This window comes from Kineococcus glutinatus (genome assembly GCF_039542765.1).
GTDB classification, from domain to species: domain Bacteria; phylum Actinomycetota; class Actinomycetes; order Actinomycetales; family Kineococcaceae; genus Kineococcus_A; species Kineococcus_A glutinatus.
This window is the reverse complement of record NZ_BAABIL010000126.1, coordinates 1-10,125: the sequence shown is the minus strand read 5'-3', so window position 1 is coordinate 10,125 and position 10,125 is coordinate 1. Positions and strand designations below refer to the sequence as shown.

At 76.0% G+C, this 10,125-nt stretch carries 9 protein-coding genes and 1 pseudogene; 7 read left to right on the top strand and 3 right to left on the bottom strand.

Translation table 11 applies throughout. From position 1 onward, the window contains the following. The 4 genes and pseudogenes from ABEB16_RS05755 to ABEB16_RS05740 all read left to right on the top strand — a co-directional run. Nucleotides 1-611: pseudogene (locus tag ABEB16_RS05755) on the top strand (hypothetical protein); the annotation flags it as partial. A 78-nt stretch (nucleotides 612-689) separates the two neighbouring features. Continuing rightward, the gene (gene mprF / locus ABEB16_RS05750) at nucleotides 690-3,260 is read left to right on the top strand and encodes a bifunctional lysylphosphatidylglycerol flippase/synthetase MprF (RefSeq protein WP_345711308.1); all 2,571 of its coding nucleotides are present in this window, start codon (nucleotides 690-692) and stop codon (nucleotides 3,258-3,260) included. A gap of 144 nt (nucleotides 3,261-3,404) precedes the next feature. Further along, nucleotides 3,405-3,668, top strand: a complete 264-nt coding sequence (locus ABEB16_RS05745; RefSeq protein WP_345711307.1) for a glutaredoxin family protein — start codon at nucleotides 3,405-3,407, stop codon at nucleotides 3,666-3,668. A gap of 57 nt (nucleotides 3,669-3,725) precedes the next feature. After that, on the top strand, nucleotides 3,726-4,178 hold the full coding sequence (locus ABEB16_RS05740) for a hypothetical protein (protein WP_345711306.1): 453 nt from the start codon (nucleotides 3,726-3,728) through the stop codon (nucleotides 4,176-4,178). 401 nt (nucleotides 4,179-4,579) lie between these two features. Here the strand turns inward: ABEB16_RS05740 and ABEB16_RS05735 are convergent, their stop codons facing one another. After that, the gene (locus ABEB16_RS05735) at nucleotides 4,580-5,644 is read right to left on the bottom strand and encodes a LacI family DNA-binding transcriptional regulator (RefSeq protein ID WP_345711305.1); all 1,065 of its coding nucleotides are present in this window, start codon (nucleotides 5,642-5,644) and stop codon (nucleotides 4,580-4,582) included. 16 nt (nucleotides 5,645-5,660) lie between these two features. Between ABEB16_RS05735 and ABEB16_RS05730 the strand changes: the two genes are divergently transcribed. Further along, nucleotides 5,661-6,890 carry an MFS transporter gene (locus ABEB16_RS05730; RefSeq protein WP_345711304.1) on the top strand — a complete coding sequence of 410 codons (1,230 nt, stop codon included), beginning with the start codon at nucleotides 5,661-5,663 and terminating at the stop codon, nucleotides 6,888-6,890. A 45-nt stretch (nucleotides 6,891-6,935) separates the two neighbouring features. Next, complete coding sequence (locus ABEB16_RS05725) at nucleotides 6,936-7,637, top strand: class I SAM-dependent methyltransferase (protein WP_345711303.1); 702 nt, start codon at nucleotides 6,936-6,938, stop codon at nucleotides 7,635-7,637. A 51-nt stretch (nucleotides 7,638-7,688) separates the two neighbouring features. On the opposite strand, the gene ABEB16_RS05720 is transcribed toward ABEB16_RS05725, so the two are convergent. Together ABEB16_RS05720 and ABEB16_RS05715 are read right to left on the bottom strand one after the other, a co-directional pair. After that, complete coding sequence (locus ABEB16_RS05720) at nucleotides 7,689-8,471, bottom strand: TIM barrel protein (RefSeq protein WP_345711302.1); 783 nt, start codon at nucleotides 8,469-8,471, stop codon at nucleotides 7,689-7,691. Continuing rightward, on the bottom strand, nucleotides 8,468-9,514 hold the full coding sequence (locus ABEB16_RS05715; protein WP_345711301.1) for a Gfo/Idh/MocA family oxidoreductase: 1,047 nt from the start codon (nucleotides 9,512-9,514) through the stop codon (nucleotides 8,468-8,470). The genes ABEB16_RS05720 and ABEB16_RS05715 overlap by 4 nt, the downstream gene beginning before the upstream one ends. 106 nt (nucleotides 9,515-9,620) lie before the next feature. On the opposite strand from ABEB16_RS05715, the gene ABEB16_RS05710 reads away from it, so the two are divergent. Then, the coding region (locus tag ABEB16_RS05710; RefSeq protein WP_345711300.1) for a LacI family DNA-binding transcriptional regulator at nucleotides 9,621-10,125 on the top strand (505 nt) is incomplete at its 3' end.

Here is a 10,125-nt window from a genome sequence, read left to right as displayed (position 1 = left end):
TGCTCGGGCCGCTGCGGTCCGGGGCGCCGGCGTGGGCGCGCTACGAGCACGGCCCCTGGCCGGTCCCGCACGACCCGGTCTTCGACTTCACGGGGACCGCCGCGCGGTTCGCGCACGTGGACGACCTGGCGGCCGCCGCGGCAGCCGCGCTGCGCGAGCACGGTCGCGGCGGTCCCGACGACGACACCATCGGCCACAGCGACTGGTACGACGGCAACGTGCTGGTGCAGCGGCCGCCCGGGCGGGCCGGTGCACCCGGCGCGCCGGCGGCGGAGGTGTCCGCCGCCTTCGACTGGGACAGCCTCGCCGCCCGCCCGGAGGCCGTGCTCGCCGGCCTGAACGCCGGTTCGCACACCGCCGGTGGCCCGGCGAACGCCGTCACACCGACCGTCGAGCAGGTCGCGGCGTTCCTGGACGACTACGAGCGGGCCCGGGCGAGGGCGTTCACCCGCCGGCAGCGCGCCGCTGCCGCGGCGGCGGCGTGCTGGGTGGTGGCCTACAACACGCGCTGCGAGGGGTGCTTCCTCGCGGAGGACGCCGAACCGGCGGAGGGCTCGGCCCTGCGCGCCGTGCAGCGGGCCGGGCGGGCCTACCTCGGCGCCGGGTGCTGACGTCCTACCGGCCCCGGTCCCACGTCACCCGCCCGGCGCAGCGTCAAGGGCGGGCGCCGGGGTGCCGACTCCTGATCGGTGAGCACTTCGCCCAGGCGGCCGAGCGGTACGGCCCGTTCCCTGCTCGCCCCGCTGCTCATGGTGGGGCTGCTGGCCGCAGCCGCGACGCTGCTGCACCGGACCCTGCGCCACTACTCCTGGGCCGAGCTGGGCGGGGACCTGGTGGCGCTCGGCCCGGGCGTCGCCCTCGCGGCCCTGGCCGCGACCGCGGTCTCGTACCTGACGATGACCGGCTACGACGCGCTGGCGCTGCGCTACGTCGAGCACCCCCTGCCCTACCGCCGCTACGGCCTCGCGTCGTTCGTCGCCACCGCCTTCGGCAACAACCTGGGCGCCTCCGCGGTGGTGGGGGCGGCGCTGCGGGCCCGCGTCTACTCCGGCTGGCAGGTCCCCGGGTTCGCCATCACCCGGATCATCGGCTTCAACGTGGTCACCCTGGCGCTGGGCGCCGCGGTCCTGGTCGGCAGTGGCATGCTGCACGACCCGGCCCGGGCTGGCGAGGCGCTGCACCTGCCCGGCGCCGTGGTCCTCGTCGTGGGGTCCCTGCTGCTCGCGTCGGTGGTCGCCTACCTCCTCTGGGCCTGCGCCGGGCGCCCGATCAGCGTCCGCGACCGGCGCATCGACCGGCCCTCCCCCCGCCTCGCGGCAGCCCAGGTCGTGCTGTCGACGTTCGAGTGGCTGACCATGGCCGCGGCCCTCTACGTCCTGCTGCCCGCCGGGGGCAGGCTCCCGTTCCTCCTGTTCGCCGTCGCCTTCTCGATCGCGACCGTCGCCGGGCTCGTGACCAACGTGCCCGGTGGGCTGGGGGTCTTCGAGGCGACGCTGGTCGTCATGATCGGGTCGACGACGTCCCCCGCCGGGCTCGCGGTGGCGCTGGTGGCCTACCGGCTCTGCTACTTCGTGCTGCCGCTGCTCCTGGCCGCCGTGCTCCTCGTCGCGAACGAGGCCCGCCGGGGTGCTGCGGTGCCCGGCCCCGCCGCCGCGCAGGCGGCCCCGGCCGGCTCCGCGCCGGAGCCCGCCGCGTCGAGGGCCCCGGCGCGCCTGCCCTCCGTGCTCACCCCCCACGTGCTCGCCCTGGGCGCCGCCGGCGTCGGTGTGTTCATGCTCGTCGTGGGCGACCTGCCGGGCCGCCGGGCGCTGGACGTGTCCGCCCTCACCATCAGCCTCGCCGGGTTCGCCACCCTGCTCATGGCCCGGGGTCTGCACCGCCGGCTGCGGCGCGCCTGGGCGGGCACCCTCGCGCTCCTGGCCGGCGTCACCGTGGTCGCCGCCGCCCACGGCGACGCGGTGCTGTCCGCCGTGACCGCGGTGCTCGCCCTCCTGCTGGTGCCGGCGCGCCCGGCGTTCTACCGCGGCGCCTCCCTCGCGCGGCCGAGGAACCCGCTCTGGCCCCTCACCGCGGCCGCGCTCGTGGGGGTGGCCGTCTGGTGGCAGGAGTTCAGCGGCTCCTGCGGCGCGGTCGACGCACCCCTGCTGGCGGCGTCGGTCTCCGGCGACGCGTCGGGGGTGGACCGCCTCGCGATGGCCGCGGGCGCCCTCGGGGTCCTCATCGGCGGGTTCCGGCTCCTCCGGCCGGCGAGCCCCGGCCCACAGGTCGACTGCGAGGACGAGAGGGCCCTGGTGGAGGACATCGTCGCCCGCTCGGGGCGCGCCACCTCGCAGCTGGCCTTCACCGGCGACAAGCGCTTCCACTTCGGCCCGGGCGGCACGTCCTTCCTCATGTACCAGGTCGAGGGCCGCAGCTGGGTGGTCATGGGCGACCCGGTCGGGGACCCGGACGACTTCCGGGAGCTCGTCACGAGCTTCATCGAGGAGGTCGACCGGCACGGTGGCCGGCCGGTCTTCTACAACGTGCTCCCCGACCACGCCGACCTGTACCGCGGGTGCGGGCTGACCCTGGCCAAGCTCGGGGAGGAGGCCGTCGTCCCGCTCGCGGAGTTCACCCTCTCCGGCAAGGCCAGGCTGAACCTGCGCACCTGCCGCAACAAGTCCCAGCGCCTGGGGCTGGCGGTGGAGTTCGTCGCGCCCGAGGACGTCGCGCCGCTGCTGCCCGCCCTGCGCGAGGTGTCCGAGGCCTGGCTCGCGCACCGCAACGGCAAGGAGAAGCGGTTCTCCCTCGGCGCCTTCGACGAGGAGTACGTCTCCCGCTTCCCCCTGGTGGTGGTGCGCGAGGAGGAGCGGATCATCGCCTTCGCGACCCTGTGGAGCTGCGCGGACGGCCGGCAGGTGCAGGTCGACCTGATGCGCCGCCTGCCCGACGGGCCGAACACCGTGATGACGTACCTGTTCGTCGAGTGCATCCTGTGGGCCAAGGAGAACGGGTTCAGCTCGTTCAGCCTGGGGATGGCGCCCCTGTCGGGGCTGCGGAGCGACGGCACGGGCTCCTTCTGGGACCGGGTCGGGCACCTGCTGTGGACCCACGGCGAGCAGTTCTACAACTTCAAGGGTCTGCGGAAGTTCAAGCAGGGTTTCAACCCGGACTGGCAGACCTGCTACGTGGCCGCACCCGGCGGCCTCGCGCTGCCGAACGTCATGGTGAACGTGGCGACGCTGGTCGGTGGTGGGGTCCGCGGGGTCGTCCGGGGCTGATCTAAGGCTGGTCCGAGGCTGGTCCGTCGACCGCGGCCGCCGGGACGCGCACGGCGGGAAGGAGCCCGCGGCGCCGGCGGTTGACCCGGTGGGCGCCCCGCGCAGGGCGCACGACGAGCGCGCACGACGAGGGGAGCCGAGCAGGTGCAGGAGCACACCGCCGAGGAGCAGCTGGTGGTCTACGGCGCGGGCTGGTGCCCCGACGTCCGCCGCAGCCGCGCCCTCCTGGACGCCACCGGGACCACCTACCGCTACGTCGACGTCGAGCAGGACGCCGCCGCCACCGAGCTGATGCGGCGCCTGCAGGGCGGCCGGCGGCGCATCCCGACCCTGGTGTGGCCCGACGGCGGCCACCTGGTGGAACCGAGCGACGAGCGGCTCCGCGCCGAGCTCGCCGCGCGGCGGTAGGGCCGCCGCGGGCGAAAACCCCTCGCGGCCACGGCGCCACGGCCCTACGGTCGCCCGGTGCGCGCCGCCCTCCGCTCCGACCTCGTGCTGGCCCTGAAGGCCCGGGACCGCGTGGCCGTCGCCGCGCTCCGCTCGGCCCTGGCGGCCCTGGAGAACGCCGAGGCGGTGGCGGTGGACGACGTGGCGGTTCCCGGCACCGTGGCCCCGGACGCCGGCGGTGGGCCCGTCGCCGGTTCGCGGCTGGGCGCCGGCGCCGCCGAGACCGAGCGGCGGCTGCTCGGGGAGGCGGAGGAGCGGGAACTGCTGCGCGCCCAGGTCACCGAGCGCCTGCACGCCGCCGCGGAGTACGAGGCGCTGGGGCAGCCGGAACGCGCGGGGCTGCTGCGCGCCGAAGCGGGCGTGCTGCAGGTGCACCTGGGCCCCGCGGCGGACCGGGTCACGCCTGGTCCGGCCCGGCCGGGTTCCGACGGGCACGGCCCAGCAGCGCGGCGTCCCCCTGGTAGCGGCTGACCACCGTGACGGGCCCTTCGTCCGCCCGCCGCCCCGGGGCCCCGCGCATGCGGGCGTCCCCGCGGTGCTGCATGCCCGGCGACTCGTACCGGCGGCGCGGTGCGGCGTCGCCCGCCACGCAGTCCAGCCGCACGAACTCGCGTCCGTGCTCGGCGGTGCGCCGCATCGACAGCACCGGAACCGGCTCGGTCACCGCTCCACCCTCACCGCACCGGGTACACCGGGTCCACGAGCCACGCCAGCAGGCGGCCGACGGCTCCGAGGAGGTCGACGGGACCGGCTGAGCGGCCTCTCCAGCACCCGTCGATCGGGGCTCCGGATCCGCGGGCGAGGGAACCCGCTCACCCGTCGTGCTCGAGATCCGCCGGGCAGCGCCGGGTGGTCCGGACGCCGCAGCGTGATCACTCCTGTGGGCGGGTGGTTCCGCGCACGACGACCTGCCACGGGTGCTGCAGCGCGGTGTGGGTGGTGATCCCGAGCGCGGTGCGGGCGCAGTGCGCGCCTTGCTCGCGCAGGGACTGCGCCAGCGTGCTCAGCCCGGCGGAAGCGGCCGATTCGCGGTCGTCCCAGCCGGTGACGGCCAGCTCGTCCGGAACGCGCACCCCCAGACCGGCGGCGGCACCCAGCGCCCCCAGGGCGAGTTCGTCGCTCATCGCCGCGATGGCGTCGGGGGCCTGCGGGCCTGCGAGCAGCTCGCGCGCGAAGCTCTCCCCGTCGGCGGTGCGGTTGACCGGGCACACCGCCAGGCGCAGCCGCGCCGGCGGGTGGCCGGCGCCGGTCCAGGCGTCCAGGTACCCCTGCCAGCGGTTCCGGGTCACCGGGAACCGCACCTCGGGCACCTGATCACCGCTCAGGAGCTGGCGGGTGCGGTCGCGGTCGAGGGGGAAACCCAGCACGAGCGGGCGCCGGGCCGCGGCGAAGGCCACCTTCCCGACGGCGGTGGCCGCGGCGCGGTCGTCGATGCCGATCACCGGTAACGCGTGCTTGTGCGGGCCGGCGTGGACGACCGCGGGCAGGCCGGTGTCGGCGACGGCGTCCAGGACGGGGTCGTCGTCGCTGGTGGTCCAGACGACGAAACCGTCCACGGCCGCCTGCCGGACGCGGTGGGGGTCGGAGGGTGCTCCGGTGATCGGCACGAGGGTCAGCCCGACGCCCTCGGTGGCGCAGACGTCGGAGACCCCTGCGAGGAAGCGCGCCGCCTGGGGATCGTCGAAGGCGTAGCTGAGGTGCTTACCGAGCACGACCCCCAGCGTCCCCACCCGCCCCCGGCTGAGCGAGCGGGCGGCCGGGTGCGGGCCGGGGTAGCCCAGCTGCTGCGCTGCGGCTCGCACCTTCGCCGCGGCCTCGGGCGAGACCCGCTCGGGTCGGGAGTAGGTGTAGGAGACCGTCATCGTCGAGACGCCCGCCGCGCGGGCCACCTCGCGCATGGTCGCTCGCGCCCTGGGGTTGTGCTCTGAGCGCGGCATGGCCGACACTCTAGGTGTGTACCGGTACACACGGAAGGTCGACCGCTCGCCGTCACCCGCGGCGACCCCGGACCACCCGGCCGGGGAGCAGGTGGGCGACGCGTTCACCCGTGATGCACCGACGTGGCTCTCGTACGCCGCGCTGGGGTGCTTCACCTTCTGGCTGTACGCCTTCGGGCCGGCGCTGACGCTGCTGCGCGAGGAGCTGCGCTTCTCCTACAGCGTGCTCGGCGCCTACGAGCTGTGCTGGTCGGCCGGTGCGGCCGCGGCCGGAGCGGGCTTCGCACGGGCATCGCGCCGACTGGCGCGCGGCACGCTGCTGTGGACCTCCGCGCTGGGCGTCACCGCGGGCGCCGGCGTGTTCGTCCTCGGCCGGAGCGTGCCGGCCACCCTCGCCGGCGCTGCGGTGTTCGGCGCAGCCGGGACGATGCTGCTGGCCGTGGTCCAGGCCGTCCTCTCCGCCCGCCACGGCAGCCGCCGGGACCGAGCCCTCACCGAGGCGAACATCGGCGCCGGCGCGGCGTCGGTGTTCGCGCCCCTGGCCCTCGGCGCACTGGCGGGAAGCGTGCTGGGCTGGCGGGCCACGTTCGCCGTGCCGGCCGTGGCGCTGCTCGTGCTCTACCTGCGCTACCGCCACCTGCCGCTACCGCCCCCCGTGCAGCACGGCAACGCGAGCCGGAGCGGGCCGCTGCCGCTGGCGTGCTGGCTGTTCACCGTGCTGACCGCGCTCAGCTCGGCCATCGAGTTCTGCCTGGTGTACTTCGGCCCCCAGGTGCTCATCGGCATCGGCCTGTCCGCCGGCGCGGCCGGCACCGCCCTGAGCGCGAACTTCCTGGGCATCCTGCTCGGTCGCGTCCTCGGCGCCCGGCTCACCCGGCGCCCCGGGCGCAGCACCGCCCTGCTGTGCGCATCGTTGGGCCTGACCCTCGTCAGCGTCGTGCTGTTCTGGCTCAGCCGGCAGCCGACGCTGGCCGTCGTGGCGCTGTTCTCCTCCGGTGTCGGCATCGCCAACCTCTACCCGCTCGCGCTCTCGCTCACCCTCGAGGCGGCCGACGGGCGCGAGGACGAGGCCAACGCCCGATCGCAGCTGGTCCTCGGCGTGCTGGCGGGCATCTTCCCCTACCTGCTCGGCACCCTGGCGGACCGGCACGGGTTGACCACGGGCTTCGCGCTCGAGCCGGCGCTGATCATCCTGTGCTTCTTCCTGCTGTGGGGTGGTGTCCGCACCCGTCGCCACCACCGGTGAGGCGCAGCGGCTGCCCCGGTCAGCCGTCGAGGCTGCTTGGATGCGATGCGACGCGACGTGGTGGCGGGGTGGGGTCCGGACATGGCGGTGACGGCGGTCGGCGGGCGGGTGCTGGCGTGGTGCGACGGCTGGATGCAGGAACACCCGTGGGACCACAACGCCCACCACCACGGCTGGATCGAGCGGCGTCTCCCCCGGCGCATCGGCACCGCCCTCGACGTCGGCTGCGGAACCGGCGACCTGGTGCGCAGGCTCTCCCGGCGCGCGGACCACGTCACCGGGCTGGACGCCGACGCCGCCACGATCGACACCGCGCGGCGCCTGTCGGCGGGGGAGACCGGCGTGGACTTCCGCTGCGACGACCTGATGACCGCCGACCTGCCGGGTGGGTACGACGTCGTCACCGCCCTGGCGGTGCTGCACCACGTCCCCTTCGAGCCGGCGCTGGTCCGGCTGCGCGACCTCCTCGCCCCGGGGGGAACGCTGCTCGTCCTCGGCCTCTACCGCGAGGAAGTCCTCGCCGACCACGTCCTCAGCGCCGCGGCCGTCCCCGCCAACGTCGTCGTGGGCACGGTGAAGACCCTGCGCCGGGGATCCGCCGAGCGCCCCACCGCCATGTCGGCGCCGACCGCGCCCGCCACCACGACCCTGCGCGAGATCCGCGACGTCGCACGCCGCCGGACGCCGGGTGCCGCCGTGCGGCGACACCTGTTCTGGCGCTGTTCCCTGCGCTACACCGCCCCCTGAGCCGGGTCGCCCCGCGCGGTCGTCGGCGGGTCGTGCGACGGCAGCATCGGCTCAGGGCACGGTGTAGGCGTCGCGGAACCGCTGCACCGCCAGGGTGCTGTCGCCGGAGGCCCACGCCTCCAGCGCGACGGTGCCGGTGTAGCCGATGCCGTGCAGGGCGGCGGCGAGCGCGGGGTGGTGCAGCTCGCCGGTGCCGGGTTCGCAGCGGCCGGGCACGTCGGCGACCTGCACCTCCCCGATCCACGGGGCGCTGTCGCGGACGAGCTGGACGAGGTTCCCCTCCCCGATCTGGGCGTGGTACAGGTCCAGGTTCATCCGCAGGTGCGGGCTGTCCACGGCGGCGACCAGCGCGCGGGTGTCGGCCGCGGCGGCGAACGGGGTGCCGGGGTGGTCGACGGCGAGGTTGAGGTTCTCCAGGGTGAACACCACGTCGTGGGCCCGGCCCAGCTCGGCGATCCGGCGCAGGGTGCGCTCGGCGGCCAGCCACATCGGCCCGGTGACCACGTGGACCGGGCGCACCGGCAGGCCGCGGTCGTCGAGGCCGGCGCCGTGCAGGTTGAGGTTCGGCCGGCCCAGGACGGCCGCGGCGGCCACGGCCCGCTCGGCGCCGGCCAGCAACCGGTCCGCGCCGTCGGGGTCGACGAGCTCGCCGTCGACGTAGCCGGTCACCGAGGTGAACGTCGCGCCGGTGGCGGCGAGGGCGGGCAGGTCCTGGGTGGTCCAGTCCCAGATCTCCACGGCGAACCCCAGCTCGTGCAGGGTGCGCACCCGCTGCGGCAGCGGCAGCTCGCGGAACACCATCTCGGCGCAGACCGCCAGGGTGAACCCGCTCACCGGGGGGCCGCCGGGGTGGGGCCGGTGGCCGGTGCGACGGGCAGCCCGGTCCGCACCGACTCGATGCAGGCCAGGGCCACGGCCAGCGCGCGGCGGGCGTCGTGGCCTGTGACGGCGGGGGCACGTCCTTCGCGCACGGCGGCGCAGAACTCCGCGAGCTCGGCGGTGTAGGCGTCGGCGAACAGCTCCACGTCGGAGCGGACGGTGTCGGCGTGCCGACCGGCCGCGTCGTAGCGCACCAGGGAGCTGCGGGCCGCGTCGCCGGTGGTGACCATGCCGGCGGAGCCGAACACCTCCCCGCGCACGTCGTAGCCGTAGGCGGCGGAGAAGCTGGCCTCGGCGGTGGCGATGGCGCCGTTGTCGAAGCGGATGACGACGACGGCGGTGTCCAGCAGCCCGGTGTCCTTGAAGTCGGGCGCGACGAGGGCGTCGGCGACGGCGTAGACGGACACCGGTTCGGCGCCGGGGTTGAGCCACAGCAGGGTGTCGACGTCGTGGATGAGCGTCAGCCGGAACACCGTCCACGGCGGCACGGCGGTCGGGTTCGCCAGGCCCGGGTCGCGGGTGACCGAGCGCATGAGCTGCGGGGTTCCGACGAGCCCGGCGTCGACGGCGGCGCGGGCGGCGGCGAAACCGCGGTCGAAGCGGCGGTTGAACCCGACCTGGAAGGGGACGCCGGCGCGGTCGGTGGCGGCGATCCCGCGGTCGACGTCGGCCAGGCTCAGCCCGGCGGGCTTCTCGCAGAACACGGCCTTGCCCGCCGCGGCGGCGGCCTCGACGAGGTCGGCGTGCGCCTCGGTGGAGGCGGTGATGACGACGGCGTCCACGTCGTCGGCGGCCAGCAGCTGCGCGGGGTCGGTCAGGGCGCGCGCCCCGAGCGGGCCGGCCAGCGCGACCGCTGCGCCCGGCCGGGGGTCGGCCACGGCGACGAGTTCCGCCGGGGGCACGCGCTCGGCCAGCAGCCGCGCGTGCGAGGTGCCGATCCTGCCCGCACCGACGACCCCGATCCGCACCGGCTCCGCGCCGGCGTCCCGCACCACCATGGTGACCCCCTCGTCCCTAGAGCGCTCTAGGTTGCTCGGGTCCGGGGGTCCCGTCAAGCACCCGGCCTGGAGCGCTCTAGGCTGGGCACCGGCGGAGGGGGAGGACGTGGCAGCTGGGGACGGCACGCGGCCGGTGACGATGGCGGACGTCGCCGCCCGCGCCGGGGTGTCCCGGGCGCTGGTGTCGATCGTGCTGCGCGGCGTGCCCGGCGCCAGCCCCGCCAACCGCGAGCGGGTGCTGCGCGCCGCCGCCGAGCTGGACTACTCCCCCGACCAGCGCGCCCGGCTGCTCGGCTCCAGCCGCAGCCGCACCGTCGGTGTCGTCCACCACCTGCACCGGGAGTTCCACGGCGAGGTCGTCGAGGCCCTCTACGCCGCCGCGGACGGCAGCGGCTGGCGGCTGGCGCTGGAACCGACCGCCCCCACCCGCCCCGAACCCGTCGCCGTGCGCGCGCTGCTGGACCAGCGCTGCGAGGCCGTGGTGCTGCTCGGCCCGACCCTGCCGCGCACCGCCCTCGCCGAGCTCGCCGCCCGGCTGCCCGTCGTCGTGCTCGCGCGGGCCCTGCGCGGCCTCGACGTCGACACCGTGCGCACCGACGACGAGGCCGGCG

Excerpts from the sequence above, each read along its gene's own strand:
- ABEB16_RS05715 (WP_345711301.1), bottom strand. The coding sequence starts at position 9,514 with ATGGTGGTGCGGGACGCCGGCGCGGAGCCGGTGCGGATCGGGGTCGTC.
- ABEB16_RS05725 (WP_345711303.1), top strand. The coding sequence starts at position 6,936 with ATGCGACGCGACGTGGTGGCGGGGTGGGGTCCGGACATGGCGGTGACG.
- ABEB16_RS05735 (WP_345711305.1), bottom strand. The coding sequence starts at position 5,644 with ATGCCGCGCTCAGAGCACAACCCCAGGGCGCGAGCGACCATGCGCGAG.